This window comes from Microbispora sp. CSR-4 (assembly GCF_008033685.1).
Taxonomy (GTDB): Bacteria; Actinomycetota; Actinomycetes; order Streptosporangiales; family Streptosporangiaceae; genus Microbispora.
Window position 1 is genome coordinate 1 of the sequence record NZ_VJVX01000016.1, and the last position, 19,695, is coordinate 19,695.

Annotated in this window: 13 protein-coding genes and 1 pseudogene; 7 read left to right on the forward strand and 7 right to left on the reverse strand. The window is 71.4% G+C overall.

Annotated elements, in window-relative coordinates; all coding sequences use genetic code 11:
- Window positions 1-19 precede the first annotated feature (19 nt).
- The 3 genes from FLV34_RS43375 to FLV34_RS14345 all read left to right on the forward strand — a co-directional run bounded on the left by FLV34_RS43375 (window position 20) and on the right by FLV34_RS14345 (window position 1,334).
- Complete coding sequence (locus tag FLV34_RS43375) at window positions 20-169, forward strand: integrase core domain-containing protein (RefSeq protein WP_369074152.1); 150 nt, start codon at window positions 20-22, stop codon at window positions 167-169.
- A gap of 335 nt (window positions 170-504) precedes the next feature.
- Window positions 505-672, forward strand: coding sequence for a hypothetical protein (locus FLV34_RS40430; RefSeq protein ID WP_168065806.1), 168 nt, complete (start codon window positions 505-507; stop codon window positions 670-672).
- Entirely contained in the window at window positions 669-1,334 is a 666-nt protein-coding gene (locus FLV34_RS14345) for a hypothetical protein (protein WP_142646950.1), read from the forward strand. The genes FLV34_RS40430 and FLV34_RS14345 overlap by 4 nt, the downstream gene beginning before the upstream one ends.
- Here the strand turns inward: FLV34_RS14345 and FLV34_RS14350 are convergent.
- Window positions 1,272-5,099, reverse strand: coding sequence for a CHAT domain-containing protein (locus FLV34_RS14350; protein ID WP_187280636.1), 3,828 nt, complete (start codon window positions 5,097-5,099; stop codon window positions 1,272-1,274). The genes FLV34_RS14345 and FLV34_RS14350 overlap by 63 nt on opposite strands.
- 521 nt (window positions 5,100-5,620) lie before the next feature.
- On the opposite strand from FLV34_RS14350, the gene FLV34_RS14355 reads away from it, so the two are divergent.
- Window positions 5,621-6,268, forward strand: a complete 648-nt coding sequence (locus tag FLV34_RS14355) for a hemerythrin domain-containing protein (RefSeq protein WP_147943323.1) — start codon at window positions 5,621-5,623, stop codon at window positions 6,266-6,268.
- A gap of 96 nt (window positions 6,269-6,364) precedes the next feature.
- Here the strand turns inward: FLV34_RS14355 and FLV34_RS14360 are convergent.
- Window positions 6,365-6,508, reverse strand: a pseudogene (locus tag FLV34_RS14360) (alpha/beta hydrolase); the annotation flags it as partial.
- A gap of 127 nt (window positions 6,509-6,635) precedes the next feature.
- On the opposite strand from FLV34_RS14360, the gene FLV34_RS14365 reads away from it, so the two are divergent.
- Both FLV34_RS14365 and FLV34_RS14370 read left to right on the forward strand, forming a co-directional pair.
- The gene (locus FLV34_RS14365; protein ID WP_261985776.1) at window positions 6,636-6,896 is read left to right on the forward strand and encodes a hypothetical protein; all 261 of its coding nucleotides are present in this window, start codon (window positions 6,636-6,638) and stop codon (window positions 6,894-6,896) included.
- Window positions 6,897-7,103: 207 nt separating this feature from the next.
- Window positions 7,104-7,487, forward strand: a complete 384-nt coding sequence (locus tag FLV34_RS14370) for a hemerythrin domain-containing protein (protein WP_187280637.1) — start codon at window positions 7,104-7,106, stop codon at window positions 7,485-7,487.
- Between the two features lie 296 nt (window positions 7,488-7,783).
- Here FLV34_RS14370 and FLV34_RS14375 read toward each other — a convergent pair whose 3' ends face one another.
- Window positions 7,784-9,613, reverse strand: a complete 1,830-nt coding sequence (locus tag FLV34_RS14375; protein ID WP_261985777.1) for an MFS transporter — start codon at window positions 9,611-9,613, stop codon at window positions 7,784-7,786.
- A 211-nt stretch (window positions 9,614-9,824) separates the two neighbouring features.
- Entirely contained in the window at window positions 9,825-10,499 is a 675-nt protein-coding gene (locus FLV34_RS14380; RefSeq protein WP_147943325.1) for a TetR family transcriptional regulator, read from the reverse strand.
- A 156-nt stretch (window positions 10,500-10,655) separates the two neighbouring features.
- Between FLV34_RS14380 and FLV34_RS41515 the strand changes: the two genes are divergently transcribed.
- The gene (locus FLV34_RS41515) at window positions 10,656-12,134 is read left to right on the forward strand and encodes a serine/threonine-protein kinase (protein WP_222709505.1); all 1,479 of its coding nucleotides are present in this window, start codon (window positions 10,656-10,658) and stop codon (window positions 12,132-12,134) included.
- 171 nt (window positions 12,135-12,305) lie between these two features.
- On the opposite strand, the gene FLV34_RS14390 is transcribed toward FLV34_RS41515, so the two are convergent.
- The 3 genes from FLV34_RS14390 to FLV34_RS14400 form a co-directional block, all read right to left on the reverse strand.
- Window positions 12,306-14,153: a wax ester/triacylglycerol synthase family O-acyltransferase gene (locus FLV34_RS14390; protein ID WP_222709506.1), complete on the reverse strand. Its 1,848-nt coding sequence runs from the start codon at window positions 14,151-14,153 to the stop codon at window positions 12,306-12,308.
- A 75-nt stretch (window positions 14,154-14,228) separates the two neighbouring features.
- Complete coding sequence (locus FLV34_RS14395; RefSeq protein WP_147943326.1) at window positions 14,229-15,194, reverse strand: peptidylprolyl isomerase; 966 nt, start codon at window positions 15,192-15,194, stop codon at window positions 14,229-14,231.
- A 122-nt stretch (window positions 15,195-15,316) separates the two neighbouring features.
- Window positions 15,317-19,693 carry an NEW3 domain-containing protein gene (locus FLV34_RS14400; RefSeq protein ID WP_147943327.1) on the reverse strand — a complete coding sequence of 1,459 codons (4,377 nt, stop codon included), beginning with the start codon at window positions 19,691-19,693 and terminating at the stop codon, window positions 15,317-15,319.
- Window positions 19,694-19,695: the final 2 nt, after the last annotated feature.

Here is a 19,695-nt window from a genome sequence, read left to right on the forward strand (position 1 = left end):
GCGCGGCCCGTGGAACGGCCTGGACGACGTCGAGATCGCCACCATGGAATGGGTCGACTGGTACAACAACCGGCGCCTCCACAGCGCCTGCAACGACCTCCCACCAGCCGAATTCGAGACCCACTACCGAACACAAACCGCCACGGCTATCCTCACCCCAGCCAGCTAACCCGGCCTCCACGAAACTCGGCGCGGTTCAGATACAGTGCTGGTAGCACTCCAGCGAACCCGGCTCTTGTTTCACGGAATGTCTGCCGAGGGCGCCCGAGCAAAAGGCAGAATATGCCTCTTCTCCGAACGGCGGAGCACTGCGGTAAACGGTAGGAGGAGACCTTCACCGACCTGATCGCCGGCGCCGCCCACAGCGGAGCTCACCGCACTCGGCAAGCGAAGCGCGGGCCTGTCCAGGCGGTTTTTGCACAGTCCCGAAGCGCGCAGCGACTACGACTGTAGTCGGAGCAAGAGCCGGGTTGTCCGATCTTGCGGCGATGTCATACTTCGGGCATGACGGATTCCCAGCCGCCCGATCCCCGAGTGGAGAAGACCTGGGTCGACGACGCCGGCGAGTTGTTCGTTTCCGACGGGAGCCGCTGGCTGCGGTATGAGGACCTGCCGGACTGGCCGGATGGTGATGACCCAGACTCGAAGGCACTGTACAGGGACGCCGGATGACAACTCACGCAGGCAGCGCTGCCGGGAAGGCGAAAGCATTCGAGGGGCTGCCCTCGCCTCTGGACGCCGTCGATGACCTCCGGTCTGCGGCGAAGTGGACGCTGGCGACGGAAGGGGCGGTGGGTGCGGCGCTCATCAGCGGCGGGCCGCTGGTCGCGGTCGGCCAGGTGCACGGCACCTCGCACGCACTCCTCGCTGGAGCGGGCTTGACTGTGGCGCTGAGTGGGGTGGGGCTGGCGATATGGTTCACCGGCAAGGTGCTCTCACCACGGCTGACGACTCCCCAAACGCTGAGGTCCCCCGGCCTGGCTGGGCTGCGGCGAAGGATCGAGGCCGAGCCCGCACAGTTCCTCGGCGCGGTGGCGACAAAGGTGGACGACCTGCTGTTGCACCAGGAGGTCGCCGTCGACCTGGCACGAAAGGCAGCGACGGAGAAAGACCCCGCACGACGGCGGCTGATCCATCGCCAGTTGCGCCGGGCGGAGGCGAACGCGGAGCGGGCGGCCCCGTACGTCCGGTGGCTGTTGTCGTTGGCCCATGTCTGGCAGATTGAGGCGGACCTACGCCGGTCGCGGTGGTCCGCCCTGGTGGGCGGCCTGCTAGTGGTCGCCGGGGCGGTACTGTTCTTCGTCGCCACCGCTACCCCTGCGGTCGCTGAATAAGGAGGGGCGCTCGCTCGCGAGTTCGCGAACCTGAGCAATAAGGTCCCGGAGAGCCTGCTCGGCGATCTCCGGATCGGGGCAGAAGCGTTCGATGAGACCGGGCAGGTCTGTTCCAGGGATATCGCCGACCAGACCGCACAGCTCGGCCACATCGGCGGGCATGATGTCGTCGGCGCCGAACCTACCCAGGTCGTTGGCGGCGGCCTCGACCGATTCCGCGATGTCGTCATTGCCAATCAGAATGCAGACAAAGGCGGAAGCGAGATGGGCAGCGAAGGCCAAAACGGGCTGGCGGGTATGACTGGCCAGGCGGTCACCGAGGTTGTGGTAGCTGATCAGGATGCCTTCCACGTCCTCGACCATGTACTTATAGCGGAGGGAGTCGCGTTCCAGGCGTATGGCGGCGTCGCCGTGCCCGCGCGCGTCCTCAACGTCGGCGAGGGCGCCGAGGGTTCTGCCGAGCATGAGAGTGTCGCGGGAGTCTTGAAAGACCTGCCGGCACTCCCGCAGCACGGCCAGCGCCTCCTCGATACGGCCGAGGCGCAGAAGCGGGAAGTAGTTGTTGTACCGGCTGCGGGCGATGAAACTGGCAGGGGCGTGACGGTCGCGCTGGCTGGCGGTCACCTCGTCGATCAGGGTGAGAGCATCGGCATGTCGGCCGAGCAGCATGGCCGCATAGCGGCCGGTGTCTAGCAGCGCCTCGCGGACGTGCCAGGGCGCTTCCCCACCTTCGGGGTCGGGGGCGGAGGGCAGTGTGGCCATGCGGGCGCGGAGCCGGGTGACCTCGTCCAGGACCTGATCGGAGTGTCCCATCGCGGCCAGCACCTGCAGTCGCCAGACCTCGTCGGCCAGTTGGTTCCAGGGGCCCAGGCCGGCCTGGCGGGTGTAGACGGCCTTCTGCTCCGCCGCCTCAAGGGCCTCGGGTAGCTGCCCGGTGGACCGGCACAGCTCCAGCAGCCGCCCGGCGTTCGCCGACGCGGTTCGGTAGTCGCCGCGGGCTGCGGCCTCGGCCATGGCAGTGCGTAAGAGCGCGACGGCGATTGGCGGGTCGGTCACAGCAAGCACCTTGGCCAACACGCCCGACCACTGTGGCTTCTGGCCGGTAATCTGCTTAATTGCGGGCAGAACCGCCGCCGCGTTGGCCCGCGTGGGGTCCCTGACGAAGGCAGCCTCCAGCAGGCTGGCGGCGTCGTCCCAACGGTGCTGGCGGAGCAAGTAGGGAACCGCGGCTAGCCCGGCCCGGACCAACAGCTCGGTATCCACGCTCTCGCCGCCCACCTTCCCGGACGCGCGCTGGTGAACCGAGTCCCAGAATCCTCCGGCCAGGGCGTCCACTGCGTCCCTGAACATCTGGCCGGCATGGGCGCGGCCAGCCTCGGCGACCCCCGGATGCACCGCGTAGGTCTCGTTTGCGGACTGTGTCGTGATGAGGCTGGTGGCCGATATGACGGCCAGTGCCTCGTCCAGGTCGGGCGGCTCACCCTCCCGGCCTAGCCGCTGCCACAAGTCGGCCCAGGTATCGCCGAGGACCCATCGCTGGCGGTCGCGGTCCTCCAAGCAGCACAGGAACCAGAACAAGTCCTGCTCACCCGGCGCCAGCGTGTTAGTGATCGACCTGGTCCACGCGGCGAGGACATGCCAGTAGTCCGCGGCCGCTGCCGCCCTGCCCTCGGAGAGGGCTACCTCGCCCGTGGCGAAGAACCCGTGCGGAAGACCGCGCCGCTCACGCCACGCACGGTCACCATCCGCTAGCAGTGCGGCGAGTCGGTCCGGGTCCGCGGCCTGACCGTCGGCGAGCTCCAGTAGCTTCGGGTGACCACCTGCGGCGCTCAACACACCGCGGGCCAGCCGCTGTGACCTCGAACGGCCGATCCCGGGCAGCTTGCCGCCGAGGAGTGCCTTCACACGCGGGAGTTCCCGGGCGAGCAGCAATGCCTCGTCGGCCGAGAGCGCGTCGACCGCCTCGATCTGGAGCCGGATCGCATCCGACGATGGCTCGGGGGCCGACACGGTCCGGATGCCCTTCGCTTCCGACGGGATCAGGCGTGGCAGCACGCGGCGGCTCGTGATGATGACCCGACCGAGTCCGGTGTGAGTGGTGAGGGCAGCGATCAACTGGCCCCAGCGAACATCCTGCCAGCCCCCGTCTCCCGACATCAGCGACTCGGCGTTGTCGATGACGACGAGCAAACGGGATTGCTTCATCATTTCAGTAAGCCGGGGCAGAAACTCGGCCAGACCGTTATCGGTCGCAAGCAGATGCGCCATCTGGAAGCCGCCCATGTAGCGCTCCAGTGTCAGCGCGAAGTCGGTCAGCGCGCCGTCGACGGCCATGCCCTCGTCCGGTGCCTTGTACCAGATCAGTGTCTCGAATGCGTGTTCGTGACCGTAGGCCAGCTCTAGCGCGCAGGCGGTTTTGCCGCCGCCGGGCATGCCATACAGCAGGACGCCGGGAATGCCGCTCTCGGCGGCCAGAGCCGTACTTGCTCGGGCCATAACGCGGGTACGGCCGACGAAGCGGTCCGGCAGGGGCGGGAAGCCGGTCATCTTCGGCCTGGCAAGGCTGGGCCGCCCTGTGCGATCCGGTGCCGCGAGCCTGAGGCCGACGGCCTGGGCACCGAACAGCGCCGGGGTCGCGACAGACAGGTCCGACGCGCCGGAGGTACTCAGTTGCCCAAGCGCGATGCCGACGGCGCGGGGCAGCGACTGGCCCTTCTCAACCAGGAGCTCATAGAGCGTACTGGACAGTGTGGTGGCGAAGTCATCGTTCACCGGGTAGCGCATCGCGAGGACGGCGCAGTCCAGGCGGTCGGCGAGGGCAGTGGCCAACGCACCGCTGGAGTCCGCTCCGACGGGACGAGACTCTCGGAGTCGTTCGGCCCTTGCATTTTGATCGGGCACGGGGAGACCGAGCATGCGACGCTGCTCGGCGGTAGTGAGTGCGGCCGACCAGCAGGCTGAAACCGTTACGAGCCTGACGCGTTCCCTGGCCAGGTCCAGCAGCTCGGCGAGTTCGTCAGCCGTGACACGATCCGGCTGGCCCGCAGCGGTCTCCAGGAGGAGCTCGCCGGGGGCGCCATGGCCGGAGATGTGGATGATGTCCCATCCCTCGGCCTCCTTCAGAACGCCACGCAGTCGACTACGGGTCACTCCGTACTGGAGCACACGTACATCTACATCCTTGCCGTTGGCGGCGATTCGCTCGATAAGGCCGACCAAATTGTGCCGTTCGCGGCGCAGATTGAGAGGCTGGCCGCCTTCAGGAAGGCTGAACAAACCAAGGACGCGGAGGCGGGCGCCCACGGAGGTCTTCTGCGCCGCGCTGGTACCCAGCTCCACGACCAGGGTGACGTCCTGTGCGGCGAGCGGTTTGTTTCCTGCGTACGCGAGCGCGAAAGGTCGGAACGCCAGTGCTCGGGCCTCAGGGGGAACGACGACGCGAACCGTGGCCGGGGCTGCCTCAGCCAGCACGGCGGCGACCGGGCCAAAAACTTCCCCCTCGATCCATGCGCCGAGTTCCCTGACAATCCGTGCCTCGTCCTTTGGCCGCCGGTCCGGCGCGACATGCCACGACAGATACTCCAGCAGATCCGCAAACGCCTCGAACTGCCAGTTGGCGGCGTCCAACCGGACGTAGTGACTGACTACTTCTGTCCCGACGGCCTGATCAGCACCGTCGGATTCGTCAATGAGCACCCAGCGCCAACGCATCGGGCTCTCGAAGTCCCGGACCTCTAGCCGAAACAACCCCGCCACTCGGTTCACAACCGCAGTATGTCTCCATACGAAGGACCAAGCACGCATAAGCTATAAACCCGTAATGGGCCGATTCTTTGGCCGGGGGCATGCTGCTGTCGCCTCGGTCTTCCTCCAGCTCTCGGGCATGCGATATCTGGGTCTCTGTGCTCCGCTCCGCGGTATGGCATTTGTAAACGCGTCCCGGTGCGTGCAACGCCGGCAGGGCTTCCTGGGTGACGATCCAAGTGAGCCGGAGGATTTGAGGAAAGGCGCGATGTGGTCGCATGTACTGAGCGGTCGGTACGGCCCTGCCGTACGACCTATTGAACAATCCGCCGCCGCAGGTGCCGCCGGGTCTGCAGCCGAAGATTGACCGCCTGCTCAGCTGGGGCAAGTGGTCCTGTCTGGTTCTGGACGTCGCCGGAATCCTCATCTGCGCGGGAACGCGGCGCTCGCCGATGGCCGAGGACACCCCGGCGGCCCGGGCGGGGAGCGGGCCGCAAGTCGGCGTTGAGTGGCGGTGAAGGGGGCGGGGCCATCGTGGGGCCATGACAACACCGACGCAGACCCGGCGCCGACCGGGTGAACCCGCTCCCGACCTCGTCACGTTCCTGGTCTTCCATGCCGGCCTGCGGCGCGAGTTCGGCAGACTGGCCGACGTCTTCGACCGATGCGACCCTCGCGACGAGCGGCGGCGCGCGGTCGTCGACGAGCACCTCGCGCTGCTGCTGCGCGCGCTGCATCACCACCACACCGAGGAGGACGAGGCGATCTGGCCGCTGCTGCGCGGCCTCGTCCCCGAGGCCCGCGCCGTGCTGGACCGGCTGGAGGCCGACCACCAGGAGATGGACGCCGTGATCGGCAGGCTGTCCGGCGGGGGCCGGCCCGCCCGCGAGGTCGCGTCCGACCTGCGCTCGCTCGACCGGCTGCTGAACACCCACCTCGACCTGGAGGAGTCGGAGGTCGTCCCGCTCATCAGGGAGCACGTCAGCGCGGCCTGGTGGGAGGAGTCGGGCAAGAAGGTCTCCAAGAGCCAGGGCCGCGATCTGCCCATGCTCGCCGCCTGGCTGCTCGACGTGGCCACCCCGGCCGACCGCGACCACATCTACGGCTCCGCTCCGGCCATCATGCGGGTCCTCTACCGGCTCTCCTGGCGCCGGGCCTACGAGCGCCGGGTGTCTCAGGTGTACGGGTGACACGCGTACGGACGACCTGGCAGGCGGCCTCCGCCTGGGTCGTGCGGAGGCCGCGCCCGGGGAGCCCGGGCAGTCGCCGGGGCGGCAGACGGTGCCGGGCGGGGGCAGGGTCAGGTTTCTGAGATACCGCGTGGCGTGCCCGATCGCGCACCGGTTGCCGGAGAGGTAGAGCCCGTGGCCGGGGCCGTCATACCGGACGATCACCGAGCCGGGGACCCGCCGGACCAGGCTGCCGGTCAGGCGACGACGGCGATGATGCCGGGCGCCGCTCGGTGGTCATGCGGCGTACGCCGGAAAACCACGATCGCCGCCACGCCGAAATTGTGACTATGCCGGGTATTGGAACGATCCCTATGCTCGGCTGGAGATGGTGCGATTATGGGTGCTCGACCAATTCCGGGCCGAGGTCGGCGGGCGTCCGGTCGATCTGGGGCCGCCGCTGCAACGGGCCGTGCTGGCGCGCCTGATCTGCGCGGGCGGGCACGTCGTCTCGACCGATCGCTTCCTCGACGACCTGTGGCAGGGCCAGCCCCCGCCGAGGGCGCTGGGCGCACTCCTCGCCGGACAGCTCGGCTCGCCGCACTGGCGTGAGGAGGCGACGCGGGCGCTCGACGCGCTGAAGTCATGAGCACGCTGAAACCGTGAGCGCGGGGAGTCGTGAACACGCTGGAACCGTGAGCGCGGGGAGTCGTGGCGAGGATGAGAACACCGCCAAGTGACCACCAGACAGGCGTTTAGCGGGCGGAGCCACCGTGGTTTCCACTACCGATCCGGACGCCTTGGAGGCCACGTTGGACACTCCCGACCTCACCGGGATCGCATGATCCACCGCGCGATGCGTAACGACCTGCACCGGCTGCGCGCGCTGGCCGAGGACCTCGACGCGGGACGCCGTCGGGCGGACCCGGCCCGCGCCGCCGCCGTCGCCCGCTACACGGAGGACGTCTGCGCGGCGATCCATCACCATCACACCAGCGAGGATGAGGTCGTCTGGCCGGTGATCGAGCGGTCGGCGGGCGCCGCCGTCGATCTCACCGACCTGTCCGACGACCATTCGGAGCTCGACCCCCTGCTCGCCCGGGTCCGCGTGACGGCACAGGCCTTCGCGGGCGGCGGAGGCGCGGGCGACCTGGCGGCCGCGCTGCGCATGCTCTCCGAGCTCATCGACGAGCACATCGAGGAGGAGGAGTGCAGGATCTTCCCGGTCATCGAGACGTAAGTCTCCGCGGCCGGCTGGGAGAGGCTGGAGAAGTCGCTCCGGGGCGGCGACCCGCGTTTCGAGCTCGGCTGGGTGGACCACTATGGCCGGTCCCGTTCCGGGGACGAGAAGGGCGGCACCGCCTATCAGTACGCCCGGGTGGCGGCCCGCTGAGGACCGGCTGAGGACCGGCTGAGGACCGGCACGCCCCGTCCTCGCCCCGGTGGGGCGAGGAGGGGACACAGCCGGGGCGCGACGGGGACACGGCCGGGGCCACAGCGGGGAACAACAGGGCGCAGCGGGGCCCGGCGGTGCCGTCAGGGCTTCGTCGCGTCGGGTGCGGCGCCCTGGGAGTCGAACTGCTCGTCCGGGACGACGAGCTCGTTGCCGGCCAGGCCGGCCTCGCCGGAGACCGCGGCGAGCTCGGAGCCGAGCGACTCGTGGGCCGCGGCGCGGTGCCTGCGGCCGACGTGGCCGGTCAGCAGCGACGACAGGGCGGCCACCAGGCACGCGGCCACGGCGAACCAGAAGGCGATGACCAGGCCCTGGTGGAAGGGGCCCGCGATGAGGTGGGGGAAGAACTCCTTGCTCGTCAGGTGGGCGCCGCCGTCGGGCAGCCGGTCGAGGATGCCGCCCAGGAGCTGCCGGAACGGGTTGTAGCCGAGGAACGCCGCGAACAGCACGGCGATCGGCGGCAGCTGGGCGATGCCCTCGGCCTGCGCCGCGGGGACGCCCTGGGCCACCAGCTCGTCGTGCATGGTGTGCGGCAGCGACTGCGACAGGCCCGCGATCATCAGGCTGAAGAACACGCCGATGGACAGCACCATCGAGGAGTTCTGGAAGGTGGCGGTCATGCCCGCGCCGACGCCGCGGGACTCCGCCGGGACCGCGTTCATGATCTCCGCCCGGTTGGGCGAGGAGAACAGGCCGGACCCGACGCCGTTGATCAGGATGAGCAGCGCGAAGACGCCGTAGCCGAAGTCCGTGGGCAGGGTCATCAGGGCGTAGAAGCTCGCCGCGGTGACCAGCGCGCCGCCGACCGTGAACATCCGGGGCCCGAACCGGTCGGACAGCCAGCCGGAGATCGGCGCCGACAGCAGGAAGCCCACGGTCAGGGGGATCATGTAGATGCCCGCCCACAGAGGCGTCTCCTCGAAGCTGTAGCCGTGCAGCGGCAGCCAGATGCCCTGCAGCCAGATGATCAGCATGAACTGCAGGCCGCCTCGGCCGAGGGCGGTCAGCAGGCTCGCGACGTTGCCCGCCAGGAAGGCGCGGCTGCGGAACAGCGAGAGGCGGAACAGCGGATCGTCCACCCTGGTCTCGATCCAGGCGAACAGCGCGAGCAGCAGGACGCCTCCGCCGAGCGCGGCGATCACCCAGGGGTTGCCCCAGCCCATCACGCCGGTCCCGTACGGCTGGATGCCGTAGGTGATGCCGACCAGGATGGCGATGAGGCCGACGGCGAAGGTCGCGTTGCCCCACCAGTCCATCCGCGCCCGGCGCCGTACGCCGTTGTCCTTGAGCTTGACGTACGCCCAGATCGTGCCGAAGACGCCGAACGGCACGGACACCAGGAAGATCGCCTTCCAGTCGACCGGGGCGAGGACGCCGCCGATGACCAGGCCGAGGAAGGAGCCCGCGATGCCGGCGATGGAGTTGATGCCGAGCGCGGTGCCGCGCTGGCGTACGGGGAAGGCGTCGGTCAGGATCGCGGTGGAGTTGGCGAACAGCAGTGCGCCGCCGATGCCCTGCACGATCCGCCAGCCGATCAGCCACATCGCCCCGGCGTCGCCGTCCACCCAGGTCAGCGACAGCATGATCGAGCACAGGCTGAAGACCGCGAACCCGAGGTTGTACATGCGGACCCGGCCGAACATGTCGCCCAGGCGGCCGAACATCACCACGAGCACGGCCGTGACGACCATGAAGCCCATCATCATCCACAGCAGGTAGCCCGTGTTGCCGGGGTCGAGCGGGTTCAGGTGGATACCGCGGAAGACGTCGGGAAGGGCGATCAGCACGATGGACTGGTTGATCGTCACCATCAGGACGCCGAGAGTGGTGTTGGACAGCGCGATCCATTTGTACCGCGAGGACGGCGCCGACTGCGGCGATGCCCCCGCCCGGGACTGGTTCGCTACGGCCACGGAGTGGTTCCCCTCCTCTTGGCCCGCACGGCACGCGGCCGGTTTCCGCGCAGCGCGCCGTACGGGACAGACAGTTAGTTAGCGCAACTAAATTACCCCGACCGGGTGACATCGATGTTTCGCGGGCATGCGTAACGAAGGCTCAGAGGGGGCCTTTAATCGGATTTGACCCTTATATGACCTGGTTACGGGCCTTCGGGAAGAGGCGTCGTCAGGACCGGAGCGCCCCGGCGATCACGTCGGCGAGGCTGTCCACCACCGTCTCGCGGTCGAGCCCGGGGTTCTCCAGCCACCAATCGCCGATCGCCTGCACCATGCCGACGAACGCGTGGCCGAGCACCCGGGCGCGTACCGGGTCGGCGACGCCCTCCTCCGCCAGCGCCGCGCCCAGCTCCTCGCCGACGCTGCGCACGATGGCGGCCATCTGCGTGCGGGTGCGGCAGTCCTCGGCGCTGGCACGGTGGAACAGGAAGCGGTAGAGGTTGGGGTTGGCCGAGATCGTCTCCAGGTATGCCTCGATGGCGCTCCGGGCACGGGCCCGGGGGTCGGACATCGCCCTGGCGAACTCCGGGCGCAGCAGGTCGATCACGACGCGGGTGTGGCGTTCCGCGAGCGCCTGGTAGAGGCCGCTCTTGTCGCCGAAGTGACGGTAGAGAATCGGCTTGGTGATCCCCGCCTCGGCCGCGATCGCGGCCATCGACGCCTGCGGGCCCTCTCTGCGGATCACCCGGTCGGCCGCGTCGAGCAGGTCCCTGCGCCGCTCCGGGCTCCGGCCGCCTGTCGCGGTGCTGCCTGTCGCGGTGCCGCTCGGCGTGGTCCCTCCCGTCGTGGCGCCTCCCGGTGTGGCGCCTCCCGGTGTGGTGCCTCCCGTCGTGAGCCCCGTCATGAGCACAGCATAGGTGCCGATTCCGCGTCGCCTGGATCAAGTCAGGGCCCTATAGGCGATCACTCCGGTAATGTGCCGGACGCGGGTTTAGGAGCCGGATTCTCCGGTCCGGGATCCGCCGCTGAACGGTTCCGCCGGGTCCTCTGGAGGTGCGGGGTGGGCGAGGCGGGCGGGCCGCTGGTGCCGGGCTACGAGATGCTCGGAATCCTGGGCCAGGGCGGCTTCGGGGTCGTCTACCGGGCCAGGCAGCTCGCGGTGGGCCGCGAGGTCGCCCTCAAGGTCGACAACCGTGTGCTCGTCTCCGACCGCGACCGGCGCAGGTTCATGCGCGAGGTGACGTCCGCCGGCGCCCTGTCGGGTCATCCGCACGTCGCCGACGTCTACGACGCGGGCGTGCTGCCGGACGGACGGCCGTACATGGTGCTGGAGCTGTGCCCGAACGGGTCGCTTGCCGACCGGCTGCGCGGCGCGGGCCCGCTCGGCCCCCGCGAGGTGCGCGACATCGGCATCAAGATCGCCGACGCGCTGGCCGCGGCCCACGCCGTGGGCGTTCTCCACCGCGACGTCAAGCCCGCCAACATCCTGGTCAACTCGTACGGCATGGTCGCCCTGTCGGACTTCGGGCTGGCCACGATGCCGGGGCAGGGCGGCGCGGAGGGCGGCGAGGTGTCGGTCACCCGCGAGTCGCTCACGCCCGCCTACGCCCCGCCGGAGGCGTTCGACCTCACCGAGCCCACGGCCTCCGGGGACGTGTACGCGCTCTCGGCCACGCTGTACGCCCTGCTCCAGGGCAGGCCGCCCCGCTTCCCGGACAGCGGCGTGGTGAACATCGCGGCCATCATCGCGCTGCACCGGTTGCCCGTTCCCGACATTCCCGGCGTGCCCGCCGCGCTCACCGCCGTCCTGCGCCACGGCATGGAGACCGATCCGGCCCGGCGCATCCCGACGGCCGCCGCGCTGCGGGACGCGCTCGCCGCCCTGGCTCCGGACGGCTCCGCCTCGGGGGATCACCCGCACCTCGCCGCGTCCGGGAACCCGGGCGGCGGCCCGGGCTGGAGCGCTCCGACCGGGTCCGCCTCGTCTCCCGGACCACACCCCGGGGAGCGGCGACCCGGCGATACCCATGCCCCCTCCGCGCCAGGGCGCTCGATCACCGGCCCTGCCGGAGGCGTTCCCGCGCCCGGTCAGGACCTGCGCCGCGCGGCGACCTCGCCGAACGCGGCCCCGGGCCCGCGGACGGGAGGGCACCGGCCGTCCGAGCTGAGGCCGCTCGACCACCCGCCGCATCACCCGCCGCTCGGTCAAAGTCCGGTCGGCCACGGTCCGGTCGGTCACGGTCCACTCGGTCAGAGGCCGCCCGAGCACCGGCCTCTTGAGCAACGGCCACCCGGCCACCGGCCGCCGGGGCCCCGGCAAGGGTCCGCTCCCCCGCCTCCGCCGCGCACCGGCATGTCCCGGCAGTCGATCGTGTTCGCCGTGATCGCCGCCGTCTTCGCCCTGCTGCTCACGGCGGGGATCGCGGCGCTGACGCTGGGAGACGGCGGCCCGGAGGTGCAGACCCCGTCCTTCCCCGGTTACACGTCCGGCCTCGGCGCCGCCCACACGGGACCAGGCCGTACGGGCGCCCTCTCCTGACCGCCACCCTCCAGAAGCCCGGCCATGCGTGAGAGGGCATCAGGCCGACCCGGCGGCAGGCGGGCGGCAGCGTCAGGCCGAAACCGTCCTCAAGCGGCGGGCAGCGGGCGACGGCACCAAGTGCACGACCCCATCAGACAAAGGCCGCCGCATCAGGCGGATGGTGGCGTGTCAGGCTGACGGCGGCTCCGGAGGCTTGCGCGTCCGCCTCGGCCTCGGCGCGGCGCCCTGCTCCTGGCGCGGCCCGCCGGTCACCTCCGCACCGCGCGCTCCCGCGCCACTCGTCGCCGCGCCCTTCGCTTCCGCGCCCGCTTTCGCCGTCCTTCGCGGCATCGCGGCCTTCACCTGCTCAGCGGCCTTCGCCTGCTCGGCGGCCTTCCCCGGCTTCACGGCCTTGCTCGGCTCCATGAGCTTGCTCCGCTTCGCGGGTTTTCCCTGCTCCGCCGGCTTGCTCGGTGCTGCGGTCTTTCCCTGCTCGGCGGGCTTGCCGGCCTTGGCAGGCTTGGCCGGCTTCGCGGGCCTTACCTGCTTCGCGGGCTTGCTCGGCTCCGCCGTACCCGGCTCGCGCTGGGCCGCCAGCGTGCCGTACTCGGCGAGCGAGTCGCGCAGGTAGTCGATGAGGTCCCACACGTCGGGCACCATGTCGCGGTCGGTGACGATCCCGAAGCCGAGCTTGCCGTCGTAGGAGAAGACCGTGATGTTGATCCCCCCGCTGACGTCCGTGATCACCGACATCGGGTAGAGCGCGGTGACCCGCGCCCCGCACACGTAGAGCGGCGTCTGGGGCCCAGGCACGTTGGAGATCAGCAGGTTCATGGCGGGAGCCGTACGCGAGGCGATCCGGAAGGCGGACCTGGCCGCCAGCGCGTTGAGCGCGGCCGGCATCGCCTGGCTGAACTCCAGGAGCCAGGCCGCCGGAGCCGCAGCGAGACGTTCCTTCAGCAGACGCATCGACCTGTTCACCGACAGCAGGCGTTCGCCCGGATCGGCCACGTCGGTCGGCAGGGTGGTCATGGTCAGCATGACCTCGTTGGCGATCGTGCCGTTGCCTGCCTGTCCCCGGGTGGAGACCGGGATCCCGGCGACGAGCGGCTGACGGGGCAGCTCGTCGCGCTTGGCCAGCCAGCGCCGCATCGCCGTGGCGCACATCGCCATGACGACGTCGTTCACCGTGACGCCGAAGGCGTTCTTGATCCGCTTGACCTCGTCGAGGGGCAACTGCCCGAAGGCGAACCGGCGATGCCGCGAGATCGGCCCGGAGAACGGCGTGCGCGGCACCACCATGCGGGGCAGCTCGGGCAGGGGCTCGGCGTCCCCGCCGCCGATGCGCCGGACGAACCGCGAGAGCAGCCCCACCCCCGGAAGCTGCGCCACGAACGGCACCTCGTCAAGCCTCGGCATCGCCTCGGCGACGAAACGCAGCAGGGCGAACGGGTTGTCGATCACCCGCCCGATGCCCCTGATCACCATTTCCATCGCGTCGGGGGCCGGCTCCGGCTCGGCCACGGTCTCCGGGCCGGGTACGGCGGACGGCTCGGGCTCGAAGTCCATCACGGCGGCCAGCACCTCGGCCCCGGTGACCCCGTCGACGGCGGCGTGGTGGACCTTCGTGTAGATCGCCACCCGGCCCCCGGCCAGGCCGTGGATCAGGTAGATCTCCCACAACGGCCGTCCCCGGTCGAGCCGCGACCCGTGCAGCCGGGCGACCTGCTCGGCGAGCTTGTGGTCGTCGCCCGGAGGAGGCAGGGCGAGCTCCCGCACGTGGTAGTCGAAGTCGACCTCGCTGTCCTCCGCCCAGTAGGGGTGGTCGAGCCCGAAGGGCACCTCGACCAGCCGTCTGCGCAGCGGCGGCGCGAGATGGAGCCGGCGCTTGAGCAGCCCCACCAGGTCCTCGCGGGTCAGCGCGCCGCCGGGCCTGCCTGAGGGGTCGAGAATCGTGAGCGCCGCGATGTGCGCGAGGTTGGTGCCCGTCTCGAAGTTGAGGAACTGCGCGTCGAAGGCGCTGACTTGCTGTGCCATGCCTACTCACCTGCCCCGAAACGCCGGGGTCGGACCGCCGGGAAAGCGGGTGTCTCCCATGGTCAGTTCCGGTGGTCAGTGCCGGTGGTCGGCGTCGGGCTGGGCGGGGTCGGCCGGATGCTCGTGCCCCGGTGTGAGCACGACCGAGTCGGCGTGGCGTGCGTCGAGCCACCGGGCGAAGGCCCGCTCCCCGCTCTCCTGCGCCAGCTCCGCGCGGATCCGCTCCCGCACGGCCGCGTACGGCTCCCGCCGCGCCGCCTCGATCCGCTCGACCACCAGAGTCCAGGGGCCGCCGGGGCCCTCCACGGGCCCGACCGTCTCACCGTGGCGGGCGGCGAAGACCGCGTCCTCGATCAGCCCGGTGATCTCCCCGCGCCGGACCGGCCCGAACGGACGGACCCAGCGCGTCTCGGGAGTCGTGAAACGGTCGAGGTTGCGCCGGTAGTAGTCGCGCACCTCGTCCTCGGCCGGTTCGTGGCCCTCGGCGAGCACCCGGCACACCGCGCGCGCCGCCGGTGACACGGCCAGCACCGCCGCCGCGACTCCTCCGGTGCGCAGCGCGCCCGCGAGCGTCAGCACGGCCTCGGGCGCGACGGCGGTCCCGCCCGACGACGGGCCCGGTGGGCAGAGCCCCGGCGCCGGGAGAGGCCTCGGCGTTGGGAGGGGGTTCTCCGGGCCGACGTGGTCTGGCACCAGGCCAAGGCGGGCCGCCTCCTGCTCGCACAGCGCCTCGGCCACCATGACCTGCACCAACCAGCGGCGCAGGTTGCGGCCCTCGGCGGTCTCCGGGCGCGGCAGCCGGGACGCGAGCGGGCCGCCGCGCACCAGGCGCAGCCGCCGGTCCACCTCGGCGACCGTGATCACCCGGTCCCCCGCCGTCGCCGCGACCGCGCCGTCCATCGCGAGAACGCCGTCCGGTGAGAGGACGCCCACGGTCACGCGCGCCGCTCCCGGCGTCTCCGCGACGTGGCCGTCCACCGGCCGGCCCCGGGCGGAACCGGCCACCACGCCGCCGGCCAGGGAAGCGTCCAGGTTGTTCACCGGCGAACGTCGGACGGACCCGATCGCCACGCCACCGGTCGGGGAAGCGTCCAGGTTGTTCACCGGCGAACGTCGGGTGGAACCGATCGCCGCGCCGCCGGTCAAAGGAGCGTCCGGGCCAGTCACGGCTCGACCTCGACCTCGATGGTGTCGGTGTAGTGCAGCCACCCGGCGCAGGCGACCTTCACCAGCGCCCACCAGCGGCCCGGGCGAGCGCCGGGCGGCACGCGTACCGGGAAGCACACCTCCGCCTCGCCCTCGGGCGGCACGACGGCCCCGCCGTTCCACTCGGGGAACATCTCGAACGTCTGCCACGGGCTGACGAGCTGTGCCTGTGCGGCCACCGGCGAGCGTGCTTCCGACCGCAGCCGCACCACGACCTCGGCCCGGTCTCCGGGCCGCAGCCGCAGGTGCGGCGGGTGGCCGAGGCCCTCCAGGGACACCTCCAGCCCCGGTGACCGCCGCCCGCCCTCCCCCGGCCTGACCACGGGCAGCCGGGTCACGTCCTCGTACGCCTGGCCTCCGAACTCGATGCGCGCGGCGAGCACGTGGAGACCGATCTCGGCGTCGGCGGGCGGCGTGAGCCGGACCGGCACGGTGGCGTGCCCTCCGGGAGGCAGCACGTACGGCCGGACGGCGGGCGTCACCGACCAGCCGTCGGGGGCGGTGAGCGTGACCACGCCCTCCGCCCGGTCCTCCGTGAGGCCGGAGGCGATGGTCAGGGTCAGGTCCACCGACCCCGAGACGTCCAGGTCGGACGGGGACAGATGCACGGCGACCGGCAGGTCGCCCATCGGCGCGGGCCCGGTGTTGTTCAGCCAGTAACGCGTGTGGACCGGCTGGTGCGGCTCGATCTCCGGCACCACGGGCGCGTTCCCCCAGGCCGCCAACCGGCCACCGGCACTCCTGCCAGGACCGCTCGCCTCAGAGCCACCGGCCCGCAGCCCCGCCACATCCGCCGTCGCGACGCCCGCCTTAGGACCGTTCACCCTGGGACCGGTCGCCCGATCCCCTGCCACGTCCCCGGACGGCACGGGACGGAGCGGAGCGACGAGCGTGACGATCTCCATGCCGTCGAGCGTGCCGGGGGCGTCACCGGTGACGTTCTCCAGGAGATCTGCCCGCCGCCACGGCGCCGTTCCCCCGGAACCCGTGTCCAGGGGCAGCGTCGTGGCGATCGACAGCGGGACGGTGCGGCCACCGGCCTCGCACACGCGGGCGGTCAGCGCGGTCACCGGGCCGGGCGTACGGCCGGACGCGATCGGGTTGCCCGCCGCCTTGAGCGCGGTGAGGACCAGGCCGGGCCCGGTCTCCAGGAACGACCGCGACTCGCCCGCCGGCCCGTCCCGGCCCACGGTCGCCGCCAGCGGGTGGTTGACGTCGTGGCCGAGCCGTACGAGATCGGCCGCGCGCCAGTCGCCCGGCCCGGCCACCAGGGAGCACTCGAACGCGTGGGTCCAGTGCTGGAGCTGGAAGCCGGAGCCGTCGGGAGCGGTGCGGCGCGGCGGGTCGATCCACACGCCGGACGGCCAGCCGGTGCACGACCGCATAAGTGACACGTGCATCGCCCCCGAGGGATCGATGGCGAAACCCGGGAGGCCCCGGTTGATCAGCCCGATCGTGAAGTCGTCGAGTGAGGCGTCGGCCGGCTCGGCGTCCGTCACCACCTCCACGGCCGCGTCGGCGAGGTCCTCGATCAGCTCCCCCACCGCGCCCTCGCCGCAGACCACGAGCACCGGAAGGTCACGGAGGCCGGTGAGGTCCGCGCCCGGCACCCAGACCTTCTCCAGCGGCTCGTCGGCGGGCCCCCACAGGCGGGCCCGTCCCTCGGCGGCGAGACGGGCGCGCAGCTCCGCCGCCTCCGTGTCGTCCAGCAGCGCCGCGACGAACGGGTTCTCGTCGGGCGTGCCGACCGCGATGCGTACGTCGGGCAGGTTGGAGTCCACGGCCAGGTTGCCGTACCGGGTGCCGGGCCCGGTGGAGCACGTCGAGGTCACGCCCTGCCGTACGAGGGCGACGGCGAGGTCTCTCAGGTCGGCGGCGTCGGCGTCGCGCGGCGCGATGATCTCGGCGACGCCGACGGCCCGCGCGCCGAGGGGCCGCCCGGCGGGCGAGCGCAGCACGACGCGGGCGGTGGACGACAGCGCGAACCAGTTGTGCGCGGGGTTGTCCAGCGTCCACGGGTGCTCCGCGGAGTCCACGTCGATGAGGCCGAAGCCGCGGCCGACGACGGCGCCCGCGACCTCGCTGACCGGCAGCGCCCCCGGCGCCCGCACCGGCCAGCGCAGCCGCAGCAGCACGTCGGAGCCGTGGAACTCGTCCACGTGGGTGGTGAGGTCCACCCGCGGCAGCCCGTCCCAGAGCGTGATCTCCTGCGTGTAGGCCACCGGGCCGACTTTGCCGGTGACGACGATCCGACGGCCCGCCGGGCACTCGGCGACGTGGACCTCCGCCGGGGCGGCGGCAGAGCCCGTCACCCCGCCGCTCGGCACCAGGTGCCAGGGGCCCTCGCCGAAGCGGGGGTGCGCCGGGTGCTCGTCGTAGACGAGCAGTTCGTTGCCCGCCCGGTCCTGCTGCAGCAGCTCGCGGCCCTCGACGGTCAGGCTCGACACCGTCCCGCCGCGCTCGGGGTCGGCCTCCACCGCGTGGGTGGCGTTCGCGATCCGGGTCCCCTCGCGTACGGCCCAGCCGATCCGCGCGGGCTCGCGGGTGGGCACCAGCCGGAACGTGCGATATCCGAGCGCGGGCACGTCGTCGGCGACGAAGACCGCGTCCACGGCCGCGAGGCTGCCGTCGAGGTGCCGCTCGGGGTGCTCCAGCAGCACTCCCCGCGTGGGCGGGTCGAGCGCGACGCCGTACGAGCCGGGCTCGGGCAGCGTCAGCCGCACGCGGACGAGGTCGGTCCTGGGCCAGGAGGAGGGGTTCCAGACGGCGACGCCGGTCAGCCCCTCGCCGAGGCGGCGCAGCGACGCGTCGAGCACCTTCCCGCCCAGGTCGTACGCCTCCCGCCAGCCCGTCATCAGATGCAGATAGACCTGGTCGGACTCCGAGCCGGTGATGCCGTCGTGGTGCGCGCCGTACGCGATCTGCCGCCAGGCCTTGTCGAGCGCGGCATGCGGGTAGGGCGCGCCGAGGGTCGCGGTGGCGATCGCGGCGAACTTCTCGGCGTCGGCGAGCCGCGTCTCGGCGTGCCGCTGCGCCTGCTTGGTGTCGATGTACGACACGTCCTTGCCGGTGTAGATCGGGTTCATGTCCCGCGTCTGCGGCGTCAGGCGGACGCCCTCGGCCCGTACGGCGGCGAAGAACTCCCTGGGCAGGCCGCAGACGAACCGGGGCGAGACGTAGCGCCGGTTCCAGTCACGCTGGATCTCCATGACCCATTTGTTGGGCGGGGTGTAGTCGGTGCCGACGGGCAGCAGCACGTTGCGGGTGGCGGCGACCTTCTTGAGCAGCGTGAACAGCTCGTAGACCGCGGCCTCGGCCTGCTCCAGGGTCGGCGCGGAGTCCATCCACCATCCGGCGCTGTAGTGGGCCGGCATGTAGTGCGTGGTGACCCCGCGTCCCGACGGCGACACCCACTCGAACTCCGAGGGGAACTGCATCACCGAGGGGTCGCCCCAGCCGCCGCCGACGAGCATCGGGCCCCACTGGTGGTAGGGCCCGCGCGCCCACGAGCTGGAGGTCAGGCCCGCCTCGGCGGCCAGCCCGGGAAACTGCGGGTCGTGCCCGAACGCGTCGAGCTGCCAGGCCGTCGCCGGGTCGCCGCCGAGCACGTCGCGCTGGAAGCCGATGCCATGGACGAGGTTGCGGATCGTCGCCTCGGGCCCGGTCAGGTTGGTGTTCGGCTCGTTGTACGTGCCGCCCATGATCTCCACCCGGCCCTCCGCGAGCAGGCGGCGCAGATAGGCCCGGTCTTCGGGGTGGGCGTTCCAGTAGGGCTTGAGGTAGTCGACCTCCGCGAGCACGAACGTGTAGCCGGGCTCCCTCCTGGCGGTGTCCAGGTGGAGCCGTACGAGATCGAACCCCGCGTGCTGGAACTCCTGCCGGTTCGCCTGCGCCGCGCCGCCCGCGTGGTCCCAGGTGGCGGTGTAGGCGGCCTGGGTGTTCCACCAGACCGGGTCGTAGTGGAAGTGGGGGATCATCCAGACCGTCCACCCGGGCTCGGCGACGAGCAGCTCCCCCTCGGCCGTGCACCTTTCCCGCCCCGCGCCGGCCCGTACGGTGATCGGGACACGCGCGCCCAGGACCGCTGCGGGCGCGGTGACCCGCACCGGCACCTCCACGACCGTGTCCGGGGGACGCCCGTCCGGGGCGCGTCCGTCCGGGGCGCGTCCGTCGACTGTGCGCTCGCCGCGCACCCCGGGGCCGGTGACCTCCACCACCAGGGGCACGCCGTCCGGCACCTCGCCGAGGACGACCCGGACCACCTGGCGCGGGGCGTCATCTCCGGTGGCCGGGTGGACGAACAGTTCGGTGGACTCGACGGCGGTGACGCGCATGC

Excerpts from the sequence above, each read along its gene's own strand:
- FLV34_RS14355 (WP_147943323.1), top strand. The coding sequence starts at position 5,621 with ATGACAACACCGACGCAGACCCGGCGCCGACCGGGTGAACCCGCTCCC.
- FLV34_RS14380 (WP_147943325.1), bottom strand. The coding sequence starts at position 10,499 with ATGACGGGGCTCACGACGGGAGGCACCACACCGGGAGGCGCCACACCG.
- FLV34_RS14370 (WP_187280637.1), top strand. The coding sequence starts at position 7,104 with ATGCGTAACGACCTGCACCGGCTGCGCGCGCTGGCCGAGGACCTCGAC.
- FLV34_RS14390 (WP_222709506.1), bottom strand. The coding sequence starts at position 14,153 with ATGGCACAGCAAGTCAGCGCCTTCGACGCGCAGTTCCTCAACTTCGAG.
- FLV34_RS14345 (WP_142646950.1), top strand. The coding sequence starts at position 669 with ATGACAACTCACGCAGGCAGCGCTGCCGGGAAGGCGAAAGCATTCGAG.
- FLV34_RS40430 (WP_168065806.1), top strand. The coding sequence starts at position 505 with ATGACGGATTCCCAGCCGCCCGATCCCCGAGTGGAGAAGACCTGGGTC.
- FLV34_RS14365 (WP_261985776.1), top strand. The coding sequence starts at position 6,636 with ATGGTGCGATTATGGGTGCTCGACCAATTCCGGGCCGAGGTCGGCGGG.
- FLV34_RS14400 (WP_147943327.1), bottom strand. The coding sequence starts at position 19,693 with ATGCGCGTCACCGCCGTCGAGTCCACCGAACTGTTCGTCCACCCGGCC.